We start from the raw sequence: 24,935 nt of genomic DNA on the forward strand, positions 1-24,935 counted from the left end.
TTTTTCTTGAAAAAGTTCCAGCTGATTTCAGAAATCCGCTCCCTTTCCGCCGACTGGCTGCCAAGCCTCCTCACCGCAAGCGGCTCCGGGGTCTTGGCTAGCCAGTTATTCGGCAGGAGGGTCGCTCATTTCTTCCATCCAATTAGGGTTACTGTAAAAAACATGAAGGATAACCTAGATTCGAAGAAATCGCGTTTGCCTGCTGTTTTTTTCTTAAAAAAGTTCCAGCTGATTTCAGAAATCCGCTCCCTTTCCGCCGACTGGCTGCCAAGCCCCCTTACCGCAAGCGGCTCCGGGGTCTTGGCTAGCCAGTTATTCGGCAGGAGGGTCGCTCATTTCCTCCATCCAATTAGGGTTACTGTAAAAAACATGAAGGATAACCTAGTCTTGTTTTATAATCATGGTTCGGGGTGGGACCAATACGAACTCACCTTTGTCGACAAACTGAAAAAAAACACCCTAGGGGTGTTTTTTAGTTTTCCTCAATAATCATCTTTTTCAATTAAAGGGCACATTCTTCAATTTCAAATCCCAGGTCTTCGATGATTCCCCAGTCCGCTGTGGGTTCTTGACCAGCTGTCGTTAAGTAGTCGCCGACGAAGATGGAATTGGCTGCATAAAGTGCCATGGGCTGCATGGAACGGAGATTGACCTCACGACCACCGGCCAGACGGATTTCTTTACTCGGATTAACGAATCTCATCATCGAAATCAATTTCAGGCATTTAGTGGGAGTCAACTCGGAAGTTCCCTCAAGCGGCGTTCCGTCAATTGCATTGAGAAAATTACAAGGAATGGAATCTGCATCAAGGCTGCGTAAGGATAGAGCGATTTCCACCGCTTCCGCTTCAGATTCGCCCATACCGAAAATGGCGCCAGAGCATGGGGACATTCCGGCTTCTTTCACAGCTTCAACAGTATCTACCCGGTCTTCGTATGTATGTGTCGATGTAATTTTGCTGTAGTTTTCCTGTGATGTATTCAAGTTGTGGTTATAGCGATGAACGCCTGCTTCCGCTAGTTTACCGGCATGTTCCTCATTTAGGAAACCTAAACAGCAGCAGATTTTAAGATCCGTCGTTTCGCGGATTTCTTTTACCGCTTCAATGACATGATCGATCTCCCTGTTGGTCGGACGACGGCCAGAAGCAACGATGCAATAAGTACCCGCCTTGCGACGAATTGATTCTTGTGCTCCCTCGACAATCTTTTCCTTAGTCAGCCAAGCATATTTATCAATCGGGGCTTCCGAGACGATCGACTGTGAGCAGTAGCCGCAATCCTCGGGACATAATCCTGATTTCGTATTGATGATCATATTCAATTTAACCTTTTTCCCATAATGATGCTTCCGTATGAGATAGGCTGCATTCAAAATTTCCAAAACCTCTTCGTCTGGGGCTTGTACGATGGATAATGCCTCTTCCTCCGTCACTTTATATCCTTTGATAACGTTCTCCGCTAACATCTTCCAATCCCTTACCAATGTTTCCAAACCTATCCCTCTTTTCTTTTATTGTGTGCCGAATCGCCATTCCTTGAAAAAGAACATAACCCGTTCCGGTTCTCCGCACATAAAACGGATGATATCTAGTAATAGACCTGCTTCTTGCAACCTGCTGCTCCAGCCGCGGGTGTCCCCATCACCAATCCACTTTCCCCTCCAACCAACCGGTCGTATATGCACCATCAACCTCAATGGGCAATCAACATTTAGCAGTATCAATGAAGCGACAATATTTGTTAACCCAAAATACATTAAGTTAACATATCGATAGAATAATAACATACAAACAAAATATTATTCAATGGTCTTTTTTCAATATTTTCCTGGTTCGTCCTTTAAATCGTAAGGAAGCTGGCACTTTATATGTTAACTAAACCATAAATCAGTTGACATATAAAATGGGAATCAGGCAAACTAATAGTGGGCATTCTGCAGAGCCATTTCAAAAAGGGGGTTAAAAATATGAAAACAAGGACGATTTCTTATGTGGCCCTTTTTACCGCGTTAACTGCCATTGGCGCCTTTATTAAGATACCTATCCCTTACATACCATTCACACTGCAAATTCTGGCAGTCTATTTGGCAGGCGCATTATTGGGGCCCAGGCTTGGGATGCTCAGTCAGTTATGCTACGTCTTGATCGGACTTATCGGGGTACCTGTGTTTGCTGAAGGCGGGGGATTCGGCTATATATTCAAACCCACTTTCGGCTATTTGCTCGGATATATACTGGGAGCCTATGTAAATGGATGGCTGATCAACCGGTTTTCCCTCTCCACGATTCGTTCCATATTCTTTGCTAATGCCGCCTCTTTGCTGACAGTTTACTTTTTCGGCTCCATTTGGCTGTATGGTGCGATGAAGTGGATTGTGGAAACGCCGCTTTCCATCAGCCATACGATTCTTTACGGCTTCTTATTACCTGTACCCGGTGATTTAATGCTATGCATTCTATGTGCTGTCATCATTCAGCAAGTACGGCCGCGCATTGCAAGATATATAAACGTAAAGGAGCTGAATCATCCATGGGCCAAGCCTACTTTATAACCGGAACTGGCACGGATATTGGAAAGACCATCGTCACGAGTGCACTCTATCTGTCTCTTCAAACATTGGGAAAAAGCGTCACGATATTCAAACCATTTCAAACTGGAATCAATGAGGAAAATAATACATACCCGGATATATCTTGGTTTGAACAGGAACTCGGTGTAAAGGAATCAGGGTTTTATACACTGGAACCCGAAACCTCCCCACATTTGGCGATTAAATTAACCGGCAGTCTTATCGATGAGAAGAAAGTCGTGGAAAGGGTCCATGAACTTGAGGAAATGTATGACATCGTATTGGTCGAGGGAGCTGGCGGATTGGCTGTGCCGCTTATTGAACGGACGGAAGGTTTCTATATGACGGCGGATTTCATAAGGGATTGCGGCATGCCTGTCCTCTTCGTATCCAGAAGCGGTTTAGGGGCGATTCATGATGTCGTGACGACCCATTCTTATGCCCAAATCCATAAAATAAACGTGAAAACCATTTTGTATAATCATTACCGGCCAGAAGATCGAATTCATCAAGATAATATCGAAACCATTGAAAAGCTGACTGGGCTGAATGGCCTCGCCTGCATTCCAACAATGGCCGATGTTAGAAAAGACTTGAGGATCTGCATCCTTGATTTGCTTGGTGATCAAGAATATACCCAACAACTGAAAGAGGTGTTCGAAGCATGAACAGTCAGGATTTAGAACAATGGGATAAGGAATATGTATGGCATCCGTTCACACAAATGAAAACGTATCGGGAAAGTAAACCGCTGATCATCGAACGCGGCGAAGGCAGCTACCTGATTGATGCGGATGGCAAACGCTACCTCGACGGCTATGCTTCATTATGGGTGAATGTGCACGGGCATAACGAGCCGGAATTAAACGGCGCCCTAATTGAACAAGTGAATAAAGTCGCGCACTCGACGCTGCTGGGATCTGCGAATGTACCATCGATCTTACTGGCGAAAAAACTGGCAGAGATCACTCCTGGTTCTTTATCGAAAGTCTTTTACTCCGACACGGGATCTGCTGCTGTGGAAATCGCCCTTAAAGTCGCTTATCAATATTGGCAGAATATCGATCCCGTCAAGCATCAGAGTAAAAACAAATTCGTCTCCCTTGACGAAGCATACCATGGCGATACTGTCGGAGCCGTTAGTGTGGGCGGAATGGATCTATTCCATAGAATCTTTAAGCCACTCTTATTTCAACGGATTTCCGCCCCTTCACCATATGCCTATCACATGACTGAGTATGGAGATCAAGAAGCCGTGAAAAACCATTGCTTGAAGGAACTGGAGAAGTTACTGCAGAAACAATCAGAGGAAATTGCAGGATTGATCATCGAGCCGCTCGTGCAGGGCGCGGCAGGCATCATAACCCATCCCCAGGGCTTTTTGAAAGGGGTCGAGCAATTATGCAAAAAGTACAATATCCTCTTGATTTGTGACGAGGTGGCCGTAGGGTTCGGTCGCACCGGAACAATGTTTGCCTGCGAACAGGAAGACGTCGTCCCCGATATCATGTGTATGGGCAAAGGGATCACTGGGGGATATATGCCACTTGCCGCAACCATCATGAACGAGCAGATCTTTCAATCCTTCTTGGGGGAACGGGAAGAACATAAAACCTTCTATCACGGTCACACCTATACAGGAAACCAGCTTGCCTGTGCACTGGCCCTGAAGAATATCGAGCTGATGGAAAGCCGCAATCTCATTGAAGACATCCAGAAAAAATCAAAATACCTATCACAAAGACTGCAAGCGCTATACAAACTTCCGATAGTCGGCAATATCCGCCAGCGCGGCTTCATGATTGGAGTGGAAATCGTTAAAGACCGCCAAACAAAAGAAACGTTCACACTCCAAGAGAATGTCGTTTCCGAAATCATCCATACAGCACGGGAAAATGGCCTGATCATCCGGGAACTTGGTCCAGTCATCACGATGATGCCGATCCTTTCCATGTCAGAAAAGGAACTCGATTTCATGGTCGAAACCGTCTACCATGCCATTCAGGAAGTCTCCATTCACAAAGGATTGATTCCAGCAGCTAACTGATACACAAAGAACCGGAAGGGCAGGGCTCACCCGGTTCTTTCCTTTCTTCACAAATGCACTTTAGAATTACGGAGTACATATGCTCATTATCTTCCATTGTCTGCACGGCTAAAATCATCATTAGCCTCTTTTTCAGTTTTACAAACCTATTAGATTAACCTAGATATTTTTAATATTTTTGGGTATTTCTGCTATAATCAGGGTAAAAGGAAAGAGGTGAACCGTTTTGTCAGGCATAGAAAAAGCGTATGATTCCCCTACCAGAAAAGACTGGATCAGGACTTTTTATACTTTTGCTTATATAAGTCTGCTCATTCTAATAATCGTCTCTGGAATTATTCGCTATTTTCAGGCACCTGCCGGTAATATTCAAGAGTCGAAACAGGAACAAACAAGTAAAAGGGAAAAAGTAAAGGAAAGTAAAGTCATTGAAAAGGATCCCACCGTTACATCACTGGTTTTAAAACCATTAGCGGAATCACCAAAAGCAAAAATCATCTTTGAACATGTCGGTTACTTTTTAATCCTGCTATTCCTTTTTATACTTATACCAATCCCGCTATTGAGCGTTAAAAGATTTAAATTCATGACCCTCGAAGTTGAAAGAGAATCTCAAGCCATCGAGGTAGCTAGGAATTTGACCATTCAACAAGATAAATTCGGACTCCTCTCTTACTGGTTAAAAGAGGATTTTAAATCATTGTTTTTAGAAGTTGAAAGGGATAATACAAGCTATAAGGACTTTCTTGAAGAAATGCTCTTTTACATGAGAGATCACTATAAAAATAATTGGGACTCCCATTTTGAATTTGATATAGTGACGGAAACCAAGTTTAAACAGAATTATTCAGCTCCTAAACTTGTTAAAAAATCTCTTCCCTCTGCAAAAGTGAAAGGAATCGGGCTTCCTATCAATAAAGAGAATGATAGATACATACACTTTAAAAACTTTATGATCCATACAATTAACGTCGAAGAAAATCTCCTGACTGAGGAAGAATGCTTAATTACGTATGTGATTGTCCTAAAGAGCTATCGAACCATTTTTGATGAATATGACGGCCATTTAGTATCAGGCCTAGCTTCATTAACATATGAATTATACCGAAGATATCACACATCCTTGGCTATTCAAGAAGAGGAAGATATTGAATCTGAGGAAGAAATTAAGTAAAATAAAGGAAAGAGGTGATAACGATGTCTTTACCTAAAAGAAAATATAGTAAATCCAAACTATTTAAATCCGCAAGTAAGGTTGGCAAGTCACAGCCTCACGAGGTCGTTATTCCAACTTATCACTCGAACAAGTTGACACCGAATAGTCCGTCAGTAAAAAAAGTATTATCAAATGTAAATTAAAAATAACCCTGATGACTCACGGGGTTATTTTTTAAGTCCAAGATATGTATTAATATACGGTTCCAGAATAGGGCTCCTGCCGATCCAATCCTTAGCTGATTTTATATGATTGGGACTCCATACTGGTGAAGATGGCATTTCAATACCTTTAGGTTTGGACCCGACTTTCCTGGCGCTTCTCAATAGTAGCTCATACTTATACTTCCTTCCCACCATACCTTCCCTCCTGCCCATAAAACACCTATCGTTATATATAATTATGTTTAAATGACTTTTTTATGCGCAGCCATTGGTCATCCCCAACAAGGAATCGATATTAAAATTTAGATAGAACCCCTATCCGACAATATTTACCTCACCTTTATGTTGGACTTTTTTTGCTCCCACATCCAAGAAAATGACCACCATCGGCTGTCTTTCTCATTCTAATATATAAAAGGAAATTCACTTATTATGGTATTATTTACATAATGAATTAGAGGAGGTTACAAAATGATGTTGGCAGTCCCCCTCCTGGTTGCTTGCGTCCCTGGAATGCTAGTATTACTTTTAGCATGGTGGCTTAGGAAATTACATTTATCTTTATTTGTTAGGCTTTTACCAGGCATATTAACCGTTATAACTTCAATTATTTTGTTTTACATTGGTTTTGTGAACATCAGAGGGTTTGAAGGAGCTGGATTCGGAATACTGGCTTTCCTTTTACTGCCCTTTGCAATTGTGGCTTCAATTATTGCGAGCAAAAACAAAGGCGTACAAAGCTAAAATTCAGTTCAAATACTATGAAAGCAGGAATATATTCAATGACTATTACGAATAAAACCAATAAGAAAACCATTGGTGAAATGACCAATAGCCGCATGCGTTGGGCGTTTGATCCCTCCACCCGTATTATTAAAAACAAAAAAGGAAAAGGTTCTTACAACCGGAAGAAAGAGCAATCCTATAAAGGATGCTCTTTTTTTCATATTCGCTTATCATATCTGTAATTCGAGTGATCTATGTAAGGATAAGTAACAAAAAAGATGACCTCGTTTTAATTCGGGGGTCATCTTTTTTATGCTGGCTAACTGTTAGCGAATGCCTTTCATGTAACCTTGAATCTTTGGTGATAAGGCCATCAGGGCCAGTCCAAGGACCATTGAAGCAACACCAATCACTCCAAAATAAGCCATTTCGGTTTGCGGTGTGTAGAATCTGACGATTTGTGCGTTCAGTGCTTGTGCTGCTGCACTTGCCAGGAACCACAGGCTCATCGTTTGTGCCGAGAATGCGGCCGGAGCCAATTTTGTAGTTGCTGAAAGTCCAACTGGAGATAAACAAAGTTCTCCAAGCACTACAAGGAAATAGCTAAGTACAAGCCATAGCGGATTGACTAATGCGTCGGATCCACCGAAATAAACGGGAAGCAGGATCACCAGGAATGATAAACCGGCGAACAGCAGACCTATTGAGAATTTTTGAGGAATGGTCGGCTGACGCTTTCCTAGTTTAATCCATAACCATGCGAATACCGGTGCAAGGGTAATGATGAACAAAGGATTCAAAGATTGGAACCATGCCGGGTTTATTTCTATTCCGGCAAAATTCAACTGTGTCCTTTTGTCTGCATAGTTTGCCAATATTGTTGCACCTTGCTCTTGAATCGCCCAGAACATGACAGCTGCTATAAACAAAGGAATATAGGCAAGCAAGCGTGAACGTTCAACAGAAGTTGTTTTCGGACTGCGATACATGAAAATGAAATAAAGGGTCGGAATAACGATCCCTAGGATACCTACAAGATTAATAAAGGTTTCAATCGTTAAGATGCCTGCAGAAGCAGTGATGCCGATGATGGCAGCTATGATAAGTGCAGCTATCCCCAATTTAGTGAATACTTTTTTCTTTTCATTCTGTGATAATGGGTTAGCAGGAAAAGTTCCAGCCAAGCCCAGGTTCTTTTTCTTTGTTGCAACAAAGACGATGAGTCCAATCAACATACCAATTGCGGCTATGCCAAACCCAAGGTGAAAGCTGTAGTTCATGACTGAACCAACAATGAGTGGTGAAAGGAATGCACCCATGTTGATACCCATATAGAATATACTGAAACCGGAATCCCGGCGTTCATCATTTTCTGCGTAAATTTCCCCGACAATGCTGGAAACATTCGGTTTTAATAAACCAGTACCCAGAACAATGAGTACCATGGAAACAAAGAACATGGAGAGATTGCCTGGTAAAGCAAGGACAATATGCCCGAGCATGATCAAGATACCACCGTATAATACGGCTTTTGAAGTCCCAAAAATCCTATCGGCGAGCCATCCGCCAATTATTCCTGACATATATACTAAAGATCCGTAGATGGATACTAGGGAAAGGGCTGTAGTTTCATCAAGGCCTAGTCCCCCTTTAGAAACTTCGTAATACATATAGTAAACAAGAATGGCCCTCATGCCATAGTAGGAGAAACGCTCCCAGAACTCAGTAAAGAAAAGGGTGAATAATCCTTTAGGGTTTCCAAAAAAACCTTTTTGAGGTACACTATCCACAATTTTCTGTTTATTTATCGTTGCCATACCTAGCTCTCCTTTTATTATTGTATAATAACTTTTATTTTTTCTGTTGTAAACAAATATTTATTATATTTAAATAATTAACTTCAGAATAAATAGAAGTGGCTTTCCACCACGCATGCAAAAGTCCGGATCTCTCACTAAAAAACAGTCCATATAATCTAATAGAAAGCGGCCATCAATGATATATTGCCCTAACTTCTCCCATGGTATTACGTTTGATATCACTTTGGTTGCCATGCACTTATTAATGAGAATAGGAAATGGTGAATTTTGAAATAACCCCACCACAACCGTTATATTCCCCATATAATAGATATAAAAACGAGGAGGCACCATAATGTTAGGGATCATAACCGTCGTGATGGTTTTTTCCATCCCTATAATCGCCATACTGACAAGCCATTTGGAAAAACAGTCAAAGACCAAACAGAAGATGCTACAAGTTGAATTGGAACTTGAAAAACTTAAACATGAAAACTTCCTTATGGAAACGGAAAAAATGAGGCTGGAACTGGATCAGATGAAATTAGATCAAAAAAGAGACGAACCAAGGTTACTGTAATCAAGTAACGTTGTTCGTCTTTTTTAATGGGTATAGTGCCGTTTTAAAAACCTTCCGCCCGTCATAAGAATTACAATAGGCCGTTTTAATGAATATATTGATCGCCAACAAGAAGGTCTGACAGCACCTTTGTCGGGATGACGAACTCGACGGCCCCCATATATCCCGGCGCAGCTTCATAGCTGTTAAACGCGATGACTAGCTTGCCATCTTCGTTTATATAAAAGTTTTGGTTTTCATCGATGCCTTTAAAAGCAGTAAGATCATTATCTTCGACCCAATATATCTTTTCCGGATCTTCAGCCATTTGCCGCTTCATCTGTTCCTTGATGTTCTCGCTGATCACCTGAAGATAGCGATCATCTTTAAATAAACTATTTAGCGTTAACAGCACTTCGTTTTTCTTGTCGACTGTATCGAATTGACTTTCTGTAGAACTGGAAGCAGAAATCGTATCCGTATAACGCTGTACGGATAAGATCGTTTCATTATCCGTCAATATCACATATCCGCTTTCCACCGAGATATAGCCCTTTTCCCCTTCCTTCAGTTTTGCCATGGAGTCCGTGAATTCCTTATAAAGCTGCTTGCTTTCCGATAAGTATTTATCATTCAAGCTATCTTCGAGCTGTTTATTCTCGAGACCGGATATAGCAGGTGTTTTGATTACTGCCGAGGAATTATTCGCTTCTTCTTTCCATTCGACGAAGGTAATCACTTTGATGACCTTCTCGACTATCGGAATATCACTCATGGCTTTCGCCGCTGCCGGGCTGATGTTTACGGAAGCTGTCACAATCAGAAGCGCTGCAGCCGCTGACACGAGGATATTCCTGCCAACCCTTGGCTTCTTCCTTGGCTTTTCATTCAAGGCTTCTTGAACGACATCATTCAATTCCTTTGGTATCGGTATTTTAAGATATTCTTCCCGCAGACCTTTTAATTTTTTTTCCATCTTTTCGTTTCCTCCCGTTCAGTCATGTTGATCCGCAATAGTTGCAGCGCTTTATATAATCTCGTTTTAATCGTGCTTACGTTCTCTTCCAGCACTTCCGCTATCTCGTCCAACTTCAGGTCCTCAAAGAAACGGAGAACGACTACCGTTTTATACTTGACCGAAAGTCCTTCCAGTGCCTTTTGCAAATCCAGGTCAGGATAGTGATCTTCCTCACCGCTGCTTAAGTATTCTATTGTTTCGTCATCGGCGACGGTCAGTTTCTTTTTCTTCCGCAAAACATCCAGTGCCGTTCGGACGATGATCTTATATAACCAACTATCTATAGAAGCGGCGTCTTTGATTTTGCTGCTGGAGGCTAGCGCTTTCCTGATTGATTCCTGCACGATATCTAGGGCATCCTCCTGGTTTTTGACATAGTAAAAAGCAAGTCTGTACAAATTCTCTTGCCGTTCGGTTATCCGGGCCGCGATTAATTGATTCATATCTAGATTTTTCATTGCATGATAGAGCTCCTTACATTTAAATTACGTATCCTAGGTACAAAGAATAGACGTTGCTGCAGCCATAAAAGTTTGAAAATGAACAAGGAAATATATAAATATAAAAAAATGAAATTTTTAACAAACTTTTAAGGCTTTTGGCGCGTCTATATAGTAGAATGATTATCGAGGTGGAGTGCATCATGAGGAAATTAAATTATAAAAAAGTCTTTATTTTTCTATTTTGTCTAACAGCTGCCATCGGAACGATGGGGTTAGCTATCAAAAGCCTTGCTTTTGATAAGAAGAGAACCGTTTCGGCCTATACAACTGATAAAAATTACCCAGAAGCCGATATTCAAACGTATGTGAAAGATAATACGAAAGGCGGGTATTCAGCCAGCAGGCCCGTTCTGCATTTAGAAAATATCGACAAGCAGCTAGATGCATACATAAAGAAAGAAATTAAGGATTATGAAAAGAAATGGAAAGCTTCCGAAGGAAAAGCTTCCGAGCTTAACCTCACCTATACGATCCTCCATTTCAGCAAACAGACCATTACGATTTCCTTCGATAAATATGAGCAAGTGGAAGGAAAGAAGCAGTCTGGAACCCAGATCTTCACTTATGATATTCCATCTCAGCAAAAACTCTCTATAGAAGACATCTTTGCCACGGATACTGATTATTTATCCGTTTTATCCGATATCGTTTTTGAAGAGTTAACGCAGAAGGAAGAAGAAGGCATTTCAAACAGTCTCATTAAAAAGGAAAACAAACTGAAGGCAGCCAACTTCAATTCTTTTTCAGTCTTTAAAAATACGCTCGTATTCTACGTTAAGACTGATGATTCAACTAAGACCCATACAATAGCCATCAAGAAGGATCTTTTTAAAGATAGTTTGCTAGATTCATATCAAAGTCAAGATTTGAATGAAGATCGTGTAAAGGAATGGCAGCCGAAACATATCGTCGCCAAACTGCCCGTGAAAAATGATTGGATCGACCCTTCAAAAAAGGTCATAGCCTTGACGTTCGATGACGGGCCGCATCCAAGTCATACCATGTCCATTCTTGAAGCCCTGGAAAAGTATGACGGACACGCGACGTTTTTCGTACTTGGAAGCCGTGTACAGCACTATCCGAAAGTACTGCAAAAAATGCTGCAGCAAGGAAATGAGATCGGCAACCATTCATGGGATCATCCGCAACTGACGCGCTTAAGCAAGAACAAAATCGAAGATCAAATCGAAAAGACCCAAGACGCTGTAGAAAAAGCTACAGGTATTGAGCCAAATCTCGTCCGTCCCCCATATGGAGCGATTAACAATAATGTGCGGGAATACATGGAGGACATGAAAGTCGCACTTTGGGATGTCGATCCCGAAGATTGGAAAGAGCGCAATGAAAAGAAAATCGTAAACAAAGTGATGGGCAAAGCCAAGGATGGCAAAATCATATTAATGCATGATATCTATCAAACTAGCGCCCAGGCTGCAGGAAAAATCATCAAACAACTGCATGACCAAGGTTATCAACTGGTCACCATTTCGGAATTGGAAAAGGTAAAGAAAGACCGTGAACTTTCCGGAATCACCATAAGTGAATAATCAAAAGGAAAGAGCCTGTTTCGTGATTCGGAACAGGCTCTTTTCATTCAAATAAAATAAGCAGACCTTTGATCTTATAGCAAAGGTCTGCTCATTTTCTCATTCACCAAGATCTACATTATGATAAACTTGTTGAACATCTTCCAAATCTTCCAATGCATCAATCATTTTTTCGAATTGTGCTTGTGCATCCTCTGGAAGGGTTAGGTCATTTTGTGCAAGCATCGTCAGCTCCGCCACTGTAAAATCGCTGATACCTGCATCCTTGAATGCTTGTTGTACAGCATGGAATTGTTCAGGCTCGGCATAAACGATGACACTTTCTTCTTCTTCAATGATGTCACGTACATCAACATCCGCTTCCATTAACAGTTCAAGAACATCATCAGCCGTTTTACCTTCAATCCCGATGACAGCCGTTGCATCGAACATATAAGCAACAGATCCGCTGACACCCATATTCCCGCCATTCTTCCCAAATGCTGCACGTACATCAGATGCCGTCCGGTTCACGTTGTTTGTCAATGCATCCACGATGACCATTGAACCATTTGGACCGAATCCTTCATAACGAAGTTCGTCATAGTTTTCTTCCGAACCGCCTTTGGCTTTTTCAATCGCACGGTCAATGATCGCTCTTGGAACATTGTACGTTTTTGCACGCTCAAGTACGACCCTTAATGCCTGATTGGATTCTGGATCTGGTTCACCTTGTTTTGCCACTACATATATTTCCCGCCCGAACTTAGCATAAATCCGACTAGTATTAGCATCTTTTGACGCTTTTTTTTCTTTAATGTTATTCCACTTACGACCCATTATATTCCACTCTCTTTCATCATTGATATATACGAATAGATTATTAAGATACGGCCCTATGAGAAAACCCACAAGGGGAATTCCTTTGAAGATAGGCTATACGTTTACTAGATTATATTATACATCAATTGTATAATTTTGAAAAAGTCCTGCACATCCCTCACTGGCATTTATCGGTGCTTTGCGCTATTTTTCATGAAATACTATGGAAAACATCAGTAGTGGTATAGTATGAAGTGATCGGAAAGGAGAGATGATCCATGAAGGACAACCAAATCATCATCGGGATACCCGGTAAATGGAAGGACCGGACAGAATTGATTCAAACGGTCGCTTCCCGAAGCGAAGGGTATCTGTTAGCCGGGAATGTTTTTCATAACAGTGATAAGAACATTACGTTTCAGGCGGAGATCCATGATTATGAACCCACTTTAAAAGAGAGCTTTTCTTACGCCAGTAAAGACGCCTTTTCAGAGAATGCATTAGAGGAAATCAATGGCCATACCCTTACCGTTTATATAATAGCCGATGTATCCGATACCGGAACTGTTATCGATTTGATCGATGCCGGGGCAGCGATCCTCAAGGCAGGCGGAATGGCAGTGAAAATAGAAACGGCTGGAATTGCCCATTCAAAGGAAGATTGGCAGCATCTTCATCATAGCCCGGATATTCTCTCGGTATATGCCCATTTTGTCACGATCATCGGAGAGGAAGACTATTATTGTTCTTTCGGAATGAAAGCCTTTGGTCTTCCGGATGCCGTGACACTTAACACAATGAGTCCGAAAGAGGCAGCTGCTCTGCTTAACACATTTAATTATTACCATGTAGGTGAACGGCCTCTCTTTAAGAATGGCGAAACCTTTAGCATTCAACAAAATGCACCCGACTTTATATTGACGGGCCTTCAAGACTTTAGATATGAAGAAGGCCATCCCTTCTACAACCCGTTTGGATTATGGAATTTAGGGACAAGTAAATAGAGGAGCGATCCGCTCCCCCCAGACTGCAGGCAAATTCGAAAAAAATCGAGTTTTGCCTGCAGTTTTTTATTTAGGCTCTTTTCGTAAAGATTGTTGTTTTTAAAACGAAACTATTTAAGGTTGATTGGAGCGGAAGTGTGAGACTCCTGCGGGAGCAGCCGGACAGGTGAGACCCCACAGGCGTTTACGCCGAGGAGGCTCACCGCCCGCCCCGCGGAAGCGAGCATCTGGAGGGGAAATCAACCACACCGCACTACTTGGTAAATAGCAACAAAGTATGTGAAAACAGCCTTTATTTAAAAGACGTTCCAGTTGATTTCAGAAATCCGCCCCCTTTCCGCCGACTGTCTGCCAAGCCTCATCAAAGCAAGCGTCTGTGGGTCTCGGCTAGCCAGTTATTCGGCAGGAGTGTCGCAACTTTCTTCAATCCCATAAGGATTACAGTAAAAAAACATCAAGATAGTCTAGTCTTGTATTAAAATCAGGTTCGAGATGAGACCGTTCCGGACCGCCCGTGGGAAGCGAGTGCCTAATCAACGAGCTAGCCTCAATCATCGTCTGGAATGAGCCATTCCGAAACCCCTTTTTAGACAAAAGGGTTTCTATCTAAAGTTTTAAACATAGTTGATTGGAACGCAAGGTTCGAGAATCCTGCGGGAAAAGCGAGTCCATGGGAGACCCCGCAGGCGCAAAAGCGCTGAGGAGGCTGCCGGACCGCCCGCGGAAAGCGAGTGCCTGGAGAGGAAATCAACGACCTAGTCTTAATCATCGTCCGGAATGAGACCATTCCGAACCCCCTTTTTTTAGACAATAGGGGTTCAACCGAGTTTTTCACGCTTTTCTTCTTCATGTTCCTTCTTCACGAGGGACATGCCGCTTGCTTTGTATTTGAGTATCTTTTGTATGACCGTGCCCAGATGCGCTCCAGCTTCAACAGGGGGGATCCCTCCTTTATGGATGTTGGAAATGACCATCCTCTCTGCTTCAATGGTGCCCAAACGTGGTTTATAACAAATGTAAGCGCTCAATGATTCAGCACTGACCAGACCAGGCCGTTCACCGATCAACAGGACAATGACCTCAGGTCCAAGGATTTCACCGATATCATCCATCACGGCAACCCGGCCCTTTTCAATATAAAAAGGTGTACCCGTATCAAGACCTGCCACTGCCAAAGATTGTTTGAAAGATAAATAGACGTCCTCCACATTTTCTTCGATCGCCTTGGCACTTAAGCCATCGGAAATGATGATTTGAACCGTTGGGGCCTTTATGCATTTGGCTTCTATCACCCTCTTTGCTTCTTCCGAAAGCTTCCTGCCATAATCCGGGCGCCGTAAATAGATTTCCTTATCATCGGCCTTCGTTTTCACCTTGAATAAATCCAAGCGCTTCAAAAGAATATCACTGACTTCACCATATACAGCATCGACGGCCGCCGCATGGTCAAAACGGAATTTCAGCCAAGAATCCGTTTTTGGCCGTGTCCCTGACCTGCCTACCCCTATCCGCGCAGGGGTTTTCGCTATCATGGCATCCAAATCTTCCTTATTGTTCATTCCCATATCATCCACTCCTAACGGTTAAATATAGTTGGATCACCGGCACTCTTCGTTAATTTTCCGTTCTCCATGATCCCCATTTTCTCCAGCCAAGCTTCATATAATGGGGCAGGCCGCTTATCCATCGTTTGCCTCAAAGTCGCTATATCGTGGTAACTCAAAGACTGATAGTTTAACATGCAGTCATCACCCATCGGAGTTGCGATGATGAAATTCACACCAGCCGCCGTTAAAAGTACACCCAAGTCCTCGATATCATTTTGATCCGCCTTCATATGATTCGTATAGCAAATATCCACTCCCATCGGCAGTCCATGCATTTTTCCCATGAAATGGTCTTCTAACCCGGCCCGGATGACCTGCTTGCTGTTATATAGATATTCAGGTCCGATGAACCCGACGACCGTATTGACAATGTACGGATCAAAATAACGGGCAAATCCATAGTTCCTGGATTCAAGCGTCACCTGATCGATTCCGAAATGCGCTTCGGCCGATAATTCGGAGCCTTGCCCCGTTTCAAAATAAAGATGCTGCGGGCCTGTGCCGGTGCCAAAGGCCTTCGCGATCTCATTAGCTTCTTCGAGCAATTGCACGTTAATTCCAAAAGACCGATTGGCCGTTTCCGTTCCGGCTATGCTTTGAAAGATCATATCAGCAGGCGCCCCCTGCTGTACGGCCTTCATTTGCGTCGTCACATGCGCAAGCACACAATTCTGGGTCGGGATTTTCCATTTCTGGATGACATCCTGTGTCGCATGAAGCAGCCGCTTCACGCTTTCGACCGAATCATCGACAGGGTTGATTCCAATGAGTGCATCCCCGATTCCATAGGAGAGGCCTTCTTTTAAAGAAGCCAGCATGCCATCCACATTGTCTGTCGGGTGGTTAGGCTGAAGGCGCGAAGCAAGCGTTCCTTTGTATCCGATCGTGCTATTATTCTTGGTGAGCACTTCGATTTTATTGGCTGCATGGATAAGGTCGAGGTTTGACATCAACTTGGCTGCCGCTGCAATCATTTCACTATTCAATCCCCTGCTTAATCGCTTTAAATCCTCACCGGTCGTTTCGTCACTCAAAATATATTCACGCAGCTCGGCAACGCTCCAATTCTTCACAGATTGATAAATGGTTCCATTGATGAGACCATCTATGATCCGCGACACCTCATCCTCTTCCGGGGAGAGCAGGGGATAGTTCCTAATGTCCGCCAAAGTCAATTCGCTAAGGACCGCTTTCGCCGCAACCCGTTCTTGAACGGAATCTGCCGCAATTCCCGCAAGCCTATCTCCTGATTTCTCTTCATTCGCTTTGGCCAGGACTTCTTTCAACGATTTGAATTGATGGATTTCCCCAAAGTATTGAGTGGATAATTTCATCGTATAATCCTCCTTTTCCTAACTGTGAAAGGTTAGCGTTTTTACTACAACCGGAACGACCCCTGTCCGCAGCAGCCTTCCTATATCTAAATAATCACCATGTTCCACTTCTGTCTGATCAATGCAGATGACCGGCAGATCCGGTTGGTTCGCTAGAATGGTTTGACCAAGTGCCTTCCCATAATCACTATCCATTACAATGATCAGAGGCTGCTGCCGATTCGGCTTTTGCTTCAGTGCCTCGATAAAAGCGACTGCGAGCCGATGAATGTCCCGAAATGATTGATAAGGTAAATTCGTTAAATAAAAGGCAAAATTCAGCCCCTCCTGCAAGGCGTCGTATACTGTGATCGCATCCTGAACTGCTTGTGCCATTCTCGCAGTTACATCATCAAGCACACCATGAAAATCGACCCGATAGACCGGGATATTGCGAACTGGCAGATGAGAATCATTCACCTCGATAGTTGCTCCGCTGATTTCAGTTGTATGTGCGCCTGCTCCAAGTACAGTCGCCCGAACCGTTTCAACAGGCTGTTCCCACTCCCATGCGGCCAATTCTTCATTTTCCATTATAGAGGCGGCAAGCATCATCCCGATATCCCGGAAGCTTTTGTCCTCCCTTTCTTCATGATAGATGCAATCACTGACACCGCCCGAGAACATCAACACTTCTATTCGTTCTGTCCAAGATGGCTCCTTTCCAACTAATAGAAGTTCATCTTCTTTTGTGAAGGAACCAGCCAAAAACCTCGAAAGCACCTTCGCCATTTCATTTGCGATGATTGCCCCATCACCATTCATAGGAAAGTGCCCTTTTGATTTCAGCCATTTTCCTATTGAAGGAGCAACCTTCACCTTCGCTTCCTCCCACTCCACCAAACGGCCCCCTATATGCAGTGTGCAAGTTCCGCAAAGCATACCAGAACAGTATACGGCAATATTCGCCGTCCCCCCGCCAATGTCTATGTTCGCTACAGTCTTTCCTGTCTTGATGGAATGTTGATAGGCGCCGGATCCCTTGGCGGCAATGATTCCCTCCAAATCCGGGCCGGCTGCCGCTACAAGGAATTCCCCCGCCGCTTTAGATAGCCGGTATACCATTTCTTCTGCATTTTGTTTGGTTGCCGTTTCCCCAGTGATGATGACAGCCCCTGTTTGTATATGATCGATCGTGATTCCTGCTTTTTGGTATTCACTTTCCACCATTCTCTGAACAGCAGGTATATCAATTATCGTCTCGGATAAAAGCGGGGTCCTGAAAATGGGACTTCGATACAGAATTTCCTTATCGGTAATTTCGATTTTTGGCACCTGTCCGCCGCCCGCCACATTCCTAAGCGACAGCTCGCTGATAACAAGTTTCGTCGTACTTGTGCCAATATCAATTCCTGCACTGATGATTCGTTCCACCTGTTCATTCATTAAAATCACACCCCAGTTTTACACCACTTGGATTTCATTGCTGTTTTCATCCTCATTTTTCGTTTTATATTCATTTATGCCGATAACTCCTGCTGCACGATCCTTTTCTTCTAATTCCATAGCTTTCGGAACCGACAGCCAGTAAGCAAGACCGATTCCAATCGCTCCGGCAGATAGCTTCCCGACAATGATCGGTAATATTAAAGAGGGCTGAAAGTTGGCTGTGAATGATAAATGATCGCCCAATAGGAAGGCCGCACACACAGCGAAGGAAATGTTTATGACCTTATCCTTCGGCGGCATATCTTTAACAAGCTTGAACATTGCTAATATATTGGCTACCGTGGCTAATATCCCTGCACTCCCAGCTTTGCTCAAACCGATTTTCCCGCCCATCGCTTCCAATGGCTTGCCAGCATATTTTTGAATCAGGTAAATCATTGGAAATGCACCTGCCAGCATGATCCCGATATATCCTGCCGTTTCCAGGGCACGGAACTGGTCTGCACTATCGGCCATGATCGGATGGAAGCCCCAGGCACCAAAGACATTGGAAAATAATCCGGTGAAAATTTCAACGATTGAAAACACGAGTACAAGTTTAATCGCGGCATCCAATATTTTTCCAAACCACATGAAACCTTTGATCATCAAATCCGGCAGGAAATAAAGACCTAACGCGAGCAAGACCACAAAAATAAGAAGAGGGGAAAGATTCAGGGCAATTTTCAAATAGCTCAACGCGAATTCGTATGTAGAATCCGCATTCGTGGAAATCACTTCGCGGATTTTCGAATTCGTTGCCACCACCAGCACGCTAGAGATGAAAGCGCCAATCGGAATCGTCAGGATTCCTGACATGACGCCAAGTGCCATGTATTTATGATCACGCTTCTCCAGCATCGCAAGCCCCATTGGAATCGAGAATACAATCGTTGCCCCGGACATAAAGCCGACAATCATCGCCATGATCCAGCCTTCATATGATTCCTTCAGCTCGGCCGCTAATTGGTAACCCCCCATATCCGTCGCCAAAATCGTGGTTGCGGCGAGGGCGGGATCTGCACCGATCGCAGCGAAAACCGGACCGCATACTGTATTGATGAACCAAGATAAATAAGGGATCGAGGCCATGATCCCAGCTGCCGGGATAAATATATGGCCAACGGTATGCAAACCTTCCATGAAATGTTTCCCCAAGCCTTGCTCACTGTCTTTAATCGATGCAATTGCACCGACAACGGCACACACCATAATGATATAAATAACGAATTTACCTACCATCTCCATACATATTCCCCCTGAATTCCGATTTGATTTGGCCTATCGACTTTTAAAAAAGGGTATAAAAAAGACGCCTCTTATAGCCCAAACTTAGGTTTTTCGGCAGAAATGCATGCCTGTAACCAATTTGGTCCATCAAAGCGCCATTGCTTCATCTATTTACTTGTTTTTGATCATTTGCAATGATTCGACGCGCCACCGTCTCCATGGAAAGCTGTTTATCCATACTAAGCCTTCTCAGCTTATTGTAAGCGATTTCTTCTGTTACATTCTTCCTTTTCATGATGATTCCTTTTGCCTTTTCAATGACTTTGCGATTTGTGAGCGTTTCACCCAATTGAGCATTTCGTTCCTGATACTTCTTTGTATTGGCTGCTTGCAGCAAGGCTATCTCCACTGCCGGAATCAAATTAGCCTCCGTAATTGGCTTTACAAGATATCCGACGATATTCGCTCGCTTCGCCTCGTCGATATATTCACGCTGGCTGAAGGCAGTTAAAAGTAGGACCGGAATCTGAAAGGTATTGGATATTACATCGCTAGCCTTAAGCCCATTCATTTTCGGCATTTTGATATCCATCAAAACGAGATCCGGCTGTAGTGCATGTGCCAATTCAATCGCCTTCTCGCCATTACGGGCATGTCCAACCACATCGAAGCCTGCATCCTTGAGCATGATCGTTATATCAAGCAGAACAATCGATTCATCCTCCACGACCAAAATCCTCTTGACCACTTCTCCCACCTACCTCTTGTATGGAAATCTTACAGAAGCCAGGGTACCTTCTTTAATCCGCTGAATCGAAAACTCCCCATCCAAATCATTTTCCACCGTCATGCGGATGATATCCAGCCCCAAAGAAGGTTTCATTGCAGGTGAATATCCAATGCCATCATCTCTTACTTGAATTTCCAATTCAGGACCATCCTTTTGCAAGCATACGGTAATCTTACCTTCCGTCCCTTCCTTGAAAGCATGTTTCACACAATTATGAATGAGCTCATTCACCACCAGCGCGACAGAAATGCCAATATCGGAATCAATCGAATGAAGTTCACCTCTATATTCAATGCTTAGGCATTGACGCGCTTGATCCTCCGTATGAACAATCATATCGCCTATTTTTTCAATAAGCTCCAACAGATCCACATGATCGACCTGACTGCTTGCCAAAATGATTTCATAAACCGAGGATATGCTTAACACCCTGTTCAAACTGACCAATAAATGGGGCTTGCTTTCTTCAGGGGCTCCTAGCCTCATTTGCAGCCGAAGTAAACTGGCTACTGTCTGCAAATTATTCTTCACCCTATGATGAATTTCTCGAATGGCTACTGACTTGCTGATCAACTCCCTCTCTTTATCCCGCAGTTCAGTCAGGTCCCGGATTATGATGAACGTTTCATTGGAATTCTTGTTGCCCAAATGGAATTTCTTTATTTGGATAATCTTTTTACCAATGTTCATTTCCTTCATTAAAATGTCCTCTTTTGAAGCAAGAACATCGGCAAAGCCAGGAAAATAATCGAAAATCGATTCACCTAAAACACAGTCCGTCAAACAGATTTCCGATACTAAATTAATGGCGGCAGGATTCGTATAAACAAGTCTGTTTTGGTTATTAATCAGGAAAATGGACTCCTCGATAAATTCAGGAACTAAGGAATTTTGTTGATCTTGCCTATCAAACTGATTTAAAGATTCGGGTTCTTCATGAATCACCTTTTCCATGATCAAAACGGCGATGACCCGATTGCATTCCCCCTTGATTGGAACGACACTTTGCTGGACCATCGCTCCCTCTTGAGTCAATGCCCGATTCACGAACATGTCCTTTCCGGTGCGCAATACATAAAATACGGCCGGTTCAAAAGCCTCATAGGCAAATTTCCCGACAACCGGATGATTGTAAACCGATTTCACGGAATGTCCGCATGCCTCTGCGACGACAATGGCATGCCTCCCTTCACGCACCGGACAATCAATAAACACATTCGCTTTATTCAAATCGGCTATCAACGATAAATTCATTGATAGGTTTTCAAGAATTTGAATATCACTGTCCAGTAAATGAGTATGCAATTCACATAAATCTCGGACAGTCATTGTCCGTTCCATAGGCAAAACCCCAATAAACGTTTATTCATGGATATTATTATTGATTATTATAGATACCGCCCCTATTTTTGTCAATATTCAAAATATTCTAATGTGATGTATTCTAACATTAGATGGCGTTATTTAAAACGATTGACCCACATTCTTATCAACTCACTTGTGGAGCAAAGTTACCACCTCTCCATATAGTCAGATCCCTTACATACTCATGAATTCCACCTCTTCTGGTTATAGTAAAAAAGAAATTAACAGAGGAGGTACATTCCATGAAAAGTTCAAAGGAGTTTGTTGAAAGCATTCAAGAGCAGCAAAAAAAGGAAGAAGGCAATATGCGCCGTCAAGGCAATGGGAATCCCGCTCAGAAATTACCGAATAAAAAACATTAATGAAGACAATCTTCAAAAGATCCCAGCCTTAAGATAGGCTGGGATTCTTTTCACTCCGATGCACTTTTTTTCTTCTTCATCGCTTCGATTTCTTTTGAGAATGTTTCTTCAATCTCTTTTTTATTTCCATATAAAAAGAGGTTATCCCCTAATTTGATTTTATACTCATATAGCTCTTTTCTGATTTTCACTTCTCCGCTTTCAATAAATAAAATATTGATGTCGGCTCCATGTGATATGACATCAAAGGCTTTGACATCGATGAATTCGGAGTCCTCATAAATATCGATCTCCATGACCACGTCTTCATCTTCTAAAAATAGGACCTCTTCTATCGGGTGTTCCCATAGTTCATAATGATTGTACATTTCACTTTTCAACTTATTCGATATTCTATTATTCAGGAATGGAGCTTTCACTAAAACAGTTAAAACCACCAGGATTCCAATAATGATGCTTAACTCCATCAAGCGCAGATCATCTGTAAGCAATGTACTGATCGATGAAATGATGACAGCAAGCGAGAAAGCACCAAATAAAATTAAGAACATGCTAATTTTCCTTCGAACGGGGTGATCGATAATGGATTTTGACTCGTCAGTTGTAAAACCAGTACCCGTCAGCATGGAGATAACCTGAAATCTTGCCACTGTGGTTTTTAATCCTGTCAATTTCATCAAGGTGACCGATATTTCAATAACAAGAACAATGATTATTAAATAAAGCAACATAAAAAGTAAATTCATCAAAATGTTCACTTCCTCATCTATGGTTTACCCCAATCACGACAAAAGAAATCTCATTCGATGTTCATTTTAAGTTTCCATCTATAGCTGACATAAGCAAACAAAAAAACACAGTAAGATCCAACTTGAACCCTACTGCGTTTTTATCTATATATTTCTTAAATGGTCTTCAGCAGCAGTTTTTTTAACAGCGGTGTAAATTGTTCTGGCAACTCAGCTACACTTGGAATCATCAGGCGTTCTTTGCCATAGATGTTCTTCATCGTCATTTCTTCACTTTCATCGATGCCTCCATCCGCTAAAAACAGGCCGATGACTTCGATGCCTTTCTTCCTGGCTTCCGAAACAGCAAGGTGTGTATCGACAATGCCATTTTGATCATAATCGCTTGCTGCCGGCTCACCGTCTGAAAATACGAGCAAGAAACGGTTTTTTTCACGTCTTTTTTCCAATTCCATTGTGGCAACCCTGATACTGTATCCATCCCGGTTGTCTTCCTCTGGCTCAAGCTGCATGATTTTAGCTCCTGAGTTTAGATAAAGGGAATCGGAATGGGACTGGATCACATGGAAATAGTTCGGCTGATATCCTTCTCTCACTTCATTTGCATCTTCCCAAAATCCCACGATCGAGTGGGGGATCCTTAATTTCTTCAGCACTTCATGAAACAGGACGACCCCTCGTTTCGTTTCATCCATTTTGTTATGCATGGAAGCCGAGCAATCGATAAGCAATGTGAATACGGCATCCATTTCATTGGAATCCTGGTTCTTTTTATAAAAGACCCTTGGATTTTCTTCAAATACAAGCGGCAGTAATTTCTTTGATAAACGGCCAAAAACCAAATCTTTTCTTGGTGCGTTCTTTTTATTTTCCAGCGTCTTTTCAATTGTACTGGAGAGTTTTCTCTTGAACGGTTCAATATCCGCAACAAACTCTCGGTAGTGTTTCTCTTCCGTAAGAGTTGGTATTTTTGCTTCTTTGATTACCTGAACGACGTCTTTATTTTCTTCACCAAATGGATGTTCACCGCTTTTGCCCATATTGGTTTGTTTCTTCTCCAGCGTTTCTTGCTGATTGTATTCCTTTTGTTGACTTTCCCCTGATGAACCCTGGATCGAAGCCAGTGCTTGGTCGGCATCTTCCGCTTCCCGGGCACCTCCGCCCATCAGGCTTGTTTTCGTTCCCTGCTCCAATTCAAATTGGAGAAAAGTCGAATTACTCTCGCCGTTCTTGTTCTCCCGATGCCAAGTCGAGAATTTTTCATCAATGAACTCACTTTTTTCTTCATCTGCATCATCTGTATCATCGTTCAACAGTTCATCATTTCTAGTCAGTTCATCAAATAAAGTATTTGCTTTATACTTTTCCACACTTGCAATGGGGAAAATGAAATATTCATTCATCGTATCCTCGTATCCATCGTTCACACGGAAAACGATTTGCTCGCAAATCCTTGTGATATCACTGGTTTTAGTAGCTTCAAAGACCAAATGGATGAACGGTTTGAGCTTCTCCAGTTCTTCCAGCTGCCTTTCATTGGCTCTTGGAAAAATCGGATCCGGCCTGTCAGATTGAAGCAGTAAATATATGAGGCAGTATAATTCATCCAGTGCAAAACTTCTTGTGACATTCGTCGCCAATTGGCTTTCGAAATATTGTTTAAGGTAAGCACCCCTTACCGAAAACCATTTTTTCGTGCCTGGCCTTTCTTTCTTCACCAATTCTTCCAATCGCAAATCTTCCAGTAAAGCGAATAATTGGGCTGCAAACTTCGGAAGCGAACTTTCCCCAATGCTCTCCTGGTACTCCTTCATGCTCTGGATCGTTGTATGATGCAGCGTACCTATCGTTCTAAGAAGCACGTCCGTTTTCAGCCCCGCTTCCTTCACTTCCTTATTGCCATTTTCCCAAAAATGGCTGGCTGTGACCTTATTCTCGATCAGATCAATGAAGGAGCCATAATTGTATTCGAATTCCAGCTCAGGAATGCCGGATAAAACAGTCGAGAGATCTTGAAGCTGTAAAAAAAGAGCCGTATCTATTATTGAATCATTGAACCGGATATACTTCATGAG

At 42.7% G+C, this 24,935-nt stretch carries 24 protein-coding genes and 1 pseudogene; 11 read left to right on the plus strand and 14 right to left on the minus strand.

Annotation, left to right across the window (positions count from 1 at the left end):
* The coding region (locus ACIQ0C_RS19875; protein WP_403063106.1) for a hypothetical protein at positions 1 to 489 on the plus strand (489 nt) is incomplete at its 5' end.
* A 13-nt stretch (positions 490 to 502) separates the two neighbouring features.
* On the opposite strand, the gene bioB is transcribed toward ACIQ0C_RS19875, so the two are convergent.
* Both bioB and ACIQ0C_RS19885 read right to left on the minus strand, forming a co-directional pair.
* Entirely contained in the window at positions 503 to 1,468 is a 966-nt protein-coding gene (bioB, locus tag ACIQ0C_RS19880) for a biotin synthase BioB (RefSeq protein WP_053537392.1), read from the minus strand.
* A gap of 45 nt (positions 1,469 to 1,513) precedes the next feature.
* Positions 1,514 to 1,690 carry a hypothetical protein gene (locus tag ACIQ0C_RS19885; RefSeq protein WP_402840532.1) on the minus strand — a complete coding sequence of 59 codons (177 nt, stop codon included), beginning with the start codon at positions 1,688 to 1,690 and terminating at the stop codon, positions 1,514 to 1,516.
* A gap of 279 nt (positions 1,691 to 1,969) precedes the next feature.
* On the opposite strand from ACIQ0C_RS19885, the gene ACIQ0C_RS19890 reads away from it, so the two are divergent.
* The 6 genes from ACIQ0C_RS19890 (at position 1,970) to arfA (ending at position 6,967) form a co-directional block, all read left to right on the plus strand.
* Positions 1,970 to 2,554: a biotin transporter BioY gene (locus ACIQ0C_RS19890; RefSeq protein ID WP_403063109.1), complete on the plus strand. Its 585-nt coding sequence runs from the start codon at positions 1,970 to 1,972 to the stop codon at positions 2,552 to 2,554.
* A complete protein-coding gene (gene bioD / locus ACIQ0C_RS19895; RefSeq protein WP_403063112.1) occupies positions 2,533 to 3,240 on the plus strand; it encodes a dethiobiotin synthase in 708 nt (235 codons plus the stop codon). Before ACIQ0C_RS19890 ends, bioD begins: the two co-directional genes overlap by 22 nt.
* Positions 3,237 to 4,619, plus strand: coding sequence for an adenosylmethionine--8-amino-7-oxononanoate transaminase (gene bioA / locus ACIQ0C_RS19900; protein ID WP_403063115.1), 1,383 nt, complete (start codon positions 3,237 to 3,239; stop codon positions 4,617 to 4,619). Before bioD ends, bioA begins: the two co-directional genes overlap by 4 nt.
* Positions 4,620 to 4,845: 226 nt before the next feature.
* Entirely contained in the window at positions 4,846 to 5,793 is a 948-nt protein-coding gene (locus tag ACIQ0C_RS19905) for a hypothetical protein (RefSeq protein ID WP_403063118.1), read from the plus strand.
* Positions 5,794 to 6,470: 677 nt separating this feature from the next.
* Positions 6,471 to 6,743 carry a YesK family protein gene (locus tag ACIQ0C_RS19910; protein WP_403063121.1) on the plus strand — a complete coding sequence of 91 codons (273 nt, stop codon included), beginning with the start codon at positions 6,471 to 6,473 and terminating at the stop codon, positions 6,741 to 6,743.
* Positions 6,744 to 6,781: 38 nt separating this feature from the next.
* On the plus strand, positions 6,782 to 6,967 hold the full coding sequence (arfA, locus tag ACIQ0C_RS19915; RefSeq protein ID WP_403063124.1) for an alternative ribosome rescue factor ArfA: 186 nt from the start codon (positions 6,782 to 6,784) through the stop codon (positions 6,965 to 6,967).
* 84 nt (positions 6,968 to 7,051) lie between these two features.
* Here the strand turns inward: arfA and ACIQ0C_RS19920 are convergent, their stop codons facing one another.
* A complete protein-coding gene (locus tag ACIQ0C_RS19920) occupies positions 7,052 to 8,542 on the minus strand; it encodes a peptide MFS transporter (RefSeq protein WP_402840554.1) in 1,491 nt (496 codons plus the stop codon).
* 337 nt (positions 8,543 to 8,879) lie between these two features.
* On the opposite strand from ACIQ0C_RS19920, the gene ACIQ0C_RS19925 reads away from it, so the two are divergent.
* Positions 8,880 to 9,104: a hypothetical protein gene (locus ACIQ0C_RS19925; protein WP_403063127.1), complete on the plus strand. Its 225-nt coding sequence runs from the start codon at positions 8,880 to 8,882 to the stop codon at positions 9,102 to 9,104.
* Between the two features lie 85 nt (positions 9,105 to 9,189).
* On the opposite strand, the gene rsiV is transcribed toward ACIQ0C_RS19925, so the two are convergent.
* Together rsiV and ACIQ0C_RS19935 are read right to left on the minus strand one after the other, a co-directional pair.
* The gene (gene rsiV / locus ACIQ0C_RS19930; protein WP_403063130.1) at positions 9,190 to 10,059 is read right to left on the minus strand and encodes an anti-sigma-V factor RsiV; all 870 of its coding nucleotides are present in this window, start codon (positions 10,057 to 10,059) and stop codon (positions 9,190 to 9,192) included.
* Positions 10,044 to 10,559, minus strand: coding sequence for an RNA polymerase sigma factor SigV (locus ACIQ0C_RS19935; protein ID WP_403063133.1), 516 nt, complete (start codon positions 10,557 to 10,559; stop codon positions 10,044 to 10,046). The genes rsiV and ACIQ0C_RS19935 overlap by 16 nt, the downstream gene beginning before the upstream one ends.
* A gap of 185 nt (positions 10,560 to 10,744) precedes the next feature.
* On the opposite strand from ACIQ0C_RS19935, the gene ACIQ0C_RS19940 reads away from it, so the two are divergent.
* Positions 10,745 to 12,151, plus strand: coding sequence for a polysaccharide deacetylase family protein (locus ACIQ0C_RS19940; RefSeq protein WP_403063136.1), 1,407 nt, complete (start codon positions 10,745 to 10,747; stop codon positions 12,149 to 12,151).
* Between the two features lie 99 nt (positions 12,152 to 12,250).
* Here ACIQ0C_RS19940 and ACIQ0C_RS19945 read toward each other — a convergent pair whose 3' ends face one another.
* Positions 12,251 to 12,970 carry a YebC/PmpR family DNA-binding transcriptional regulator gene (locus tag ACIQ0C_RS19945; protein ID WP_053536610.1) on the minus strand — a complete coding sequence of 240 codons (720 nt, stop codon included), beginning with the start codon at positions 12,968 to 12,970 and terminating at the stop codon, positions 12,251 to 12,253.
* 260 nt (positions 12,971 to 13,230) lie between these two features.
* Between ACIQ0C_RS19945 and ACIQ0C_RS19950 the strand changes: the two genes are divergently transcribed.
* A complete protein-coding gene (locus tag ACIQ0C_RS19950) occupies positions 13,231 to 13,956 on the plus strand; it encodes a DUF4261 domain-containing protein (RefSeq protein ID WP_402840567.1) in 726 nt (241 codons plus the stop codon).
* Between the two features lie 818 nt (positions 13,957 to 14,774).
* Here ACIQ0C_RS19950 and eutC read toward each other — a convergent pair.
* The 6 genes and pseudogenes from eutC to ACIQ0C_RS19980 all read right to left on the minus strand — a co-directional run.
* Positions 14,775 to 15,509, minus strand: a pseudogene (gene eutC, locus ACIQ0C_RS19955) (ethanolamine ammonia-lyase subunit EutC); the annotation flags it as partial.
* Positions 15,510 to 15,532: 23 nt separating this feature from the next.
* The gene (locus tag ACIQ0C_RS19960) at positions 15,533 to 16,897 is read right to left on the minus strand and encodes an ethanolamine ammonia-lyase subunit EutB (protein WP_403063139.1); all 1,365 of its coding nucleotides are present in this window, start codon (positions 16,895 to 16,897) and stop codon (positions 15,533 to 15,535) included.
* Positions 16,898 to 16,915: 18 nt separating this feature from the next.
* Entirely contained in the window at positions 16,916 to 18,322 is a 1,407-nt protein-coding gene (locus tag ACIQ0C_RS19965) for an ethanolamine ammonia-lyase reactivating factor EutA (protein WP_403063142.1), read from the minus strand.
* A gap of 18 nt (positions 18,323 to 18,340) precedes the next feature.
* A complete protein-coding gene (gene eutH, locus ACIQ0C_RS19970) occupies positions 18,341 to 19,612 on the minus strand; it encodes an ethanolamine utilization protein EutH (protein ID WP_403063145.1) in 1,272 nt (423 codons plus the stop codon).
* Between the two features lie 145 nt (positions 19,613 to 19,757).
* On the minus strand, positions 19,758 to 20,342 hold the full coding sequence (locus tag ACIQ0C_RS19975; RefSeq protein ID WP_403063148.1) for an ANTAR domain-containing response regulator: 585 nt from the start codon (positions 20,340 to 20,342) through the stop codon (positions 19,758 to 19,760).
* Positions 20,343 to 20,351: 9 nt separating this feature from the next.
* Entirely contained in the window at positions 20,352 to 21,725 is a 1,374-nt protein-coding gene (locus ACIQ0C_RS19980; RefSeq protein ID WP_403063151.1) for a sensor histidine kinase, read from the minus strand.
* A 266-nt stretch (positions 21,726 to 21,991) separates the two neighbouring features.
* Here ACIQ0C_RS19980 and ACIQ0C_RS19985 point away from each other — a divergent pair, with 266 nt between their 5' ends.
* On the plus strand, positions 21,992 to 22,111 hold the full coding sequence (locus ACIQ0C_RS19985; protein ID WP_048686276.1) for a DUF4023 family protein: 120 nt from the start codon (positions 21,992 to 21,994) through the stop codon (positions 22,109 to 22,111).
* Positions 22,112 to 22,161: 50 nt separating this feature from the next.
* Here ACIQ0C_RS19985 and ACIQ0C_RS19990 read toward each other — a convergent pair whose 3' ends face one another.
* Together ACIQ0C_RS19990 and ACIQ0C_RS19995 are read right to left on the minus strand one after the other, a co-directional pair.
* The gene (locus ACIQ0C_RS19990; protein WP_403063278.1) at positions 22,162 to 22,857 is read right to left on the minus strand and encodes a hypothetical protein; all 696 of its coding nucleotides are present in this window, start codon (positions 22,855 to 22,857) and stop codon (positions 22,162 to 22,164) included.
* A 158-nt stretch (positions 22,858 to 23,015) separates the two neighbouring features.
* Positions 23,016 to 24,932 carry a vWA domain-containing protein gene (locus ACIQ0C_RS19995; RefSeq protein WP_403063154.1) on the minus strand — a complete coding sequence of 639 codons (1,917 nt, stop codon included), beginning with the start codon at positions 24,930 to 24,932 and terminating at the stop codon, positions 23,016 to 23,018.
* Positions 24,933 to 24,935: the final 3 nt, after the last annotated feature.

The sequence above is a fragment of the Peribacillus sp. NPDC096448 genome (genome assembly GCF_044762675.1).
Taxonomy (GTDB): Bacteria; Bacillota; Bacilli; order Bacillales; family DSM-1321; genus Peribacillus; species Peribacillus frigoritolerans_B.

Coding starts and splice junctions, on each gene's coding strand:
- bioB (WP_053537392.1), bottom strand. CDS start 1,468: ATGTTAGCGGAGAACGTTATCAAAGGATATAAAGTGACGGAGGAAGAG.
- ACIQ0C_RS19885 (WP_402840532.1), bottom strand. CDS start 1,690: ATGGTGCATATACGACCGGTTGGTTGGAGGGGAAAGTGGATTGGTGAT.
- ACIQ0C_RS19890 (WP_403063109.1), top strand. CDS start 1,970: ATGAAAACAAGGACGATTTCTTATGTGGCCCTTTTTACCGCGTTAACT.
- bioD (WP_403063112.1), top strand. CDS start 2,533: ATGGGCCAAGCCTACTTTATAACCGGAACTGGCACGGATATTGGAAAG.
- bioA (WP_403063115.1), top strand. CDS start 3,237: ATGAACAGTCAGGATTTAGAACAATGGGATAAGGAATATGTATGGCAT.
- ACIQ0C_RS19910 (WP_403063121.1), top strand. CDS start 6,471: ATGATGTTGGCAGTCCCCCTCCTGGTTGCTTGCGTCCCTGGAATGCTA.
- arfA (WP_403063124.1), top strand. CDS start 6,782: ATGACTATTACGAATAAAACCAATAAGAAAACCATTGGTGAAATGACC.
- ACIQ0C_RS19920 (WP_402840554.1), bottom strand. CDS start 8,542: ATGGCAACGATAAATAAACAGAAAATTGTGGATAGTGTACCTCAAAAA.
- ACIQ0C_RS19925 (WP_403063127.1), top strand. CDS start 8,880: ATGTTAGGGATCATAACCGTCGTGATGGTTTTTTCCATCCCTATAATC.
- rsiV (WP_403063130.1), bottom strand. CDS start 10,059: ATGGAAAAAAAATTAAAAGGTCTGCGGGAAGAATATCTTAAAATACCG.
- ACIQ0C_RS19935 (WP_403063133.1), bottom strand. CDS start 10,559: ATGAAAAATCTAGATATGAATCAATTAATCGCGGCCCGGATAACCGAA.
- ACIQ0C_RS19940 (WP_403063136.1), top strand. CDS start 10,745: ATGAGGAAATTAAATTATAAAAAAGTCTTTATTTTTCTATTTTGTCTA.
- ACIQ0C_RS19945 (WP_053536610.1), bottom strand. CDS start 12,970: ATGGGTCGTAAGTGGAATAACATTAAAGAAAAAAAAGCGTCAAAAGAT.
- ACIQ0C_RS19950 (WP_402840567.1), top strand. CDS start 13,231: ATGAAGGACAACCAAATCATCATCGGGATACCCGGTAAATGGAAGGAC.
- ACIQ0C_RS19960 (WP_403063139.1), bottom strand. CDS start 16,897: ATGAAATTATCCACTCAATACTTTGGGGAAATCCATCAATTCAAATCG.
- ACIQ0C_RS19965 (WP_403063142.1), bottom strand. CDS start 18,322: ATGAATGAACAGGTGGAACGAATCATCAGTGCAGGAATTGATATTGGC.
- eutH (WP_403063145.1), bottom strand. CDS start 19,612: ATGGAGATGGTAGGTAAATTCGTTATTTATATCATTATGGTGTGTGCC.
- ACIQ0C_RS19980 (WP_403063151.1), bottom strand. CDS start 21,725: ATGGAACGGACAATGACTGTCCGAGATTTATGTGAATTGCATACTCAT.
- ACIQ0C_RS19985 (WP_048686276.1), top strand. CDS start 21,992: ATGAAAAGTTCAAAGGAGTTTGTTGAAAGCATTCAAGAGCAGCAAAAA.
- ACIQ0C_RS19990 (WP_403063278.1), bottom strand. CDS start 22,857: ATGAATTTACTTTTTATGTTGCTTTATTTAATAATCATTGTTCTTGTT.
- ACIQ0C_RS19995 (WP_403063154.1), bottom strand. CDS start 24,932: ATGAAGTATATCCGGTTCAATGATTCAATAATAGATACGGCTCTTTTT.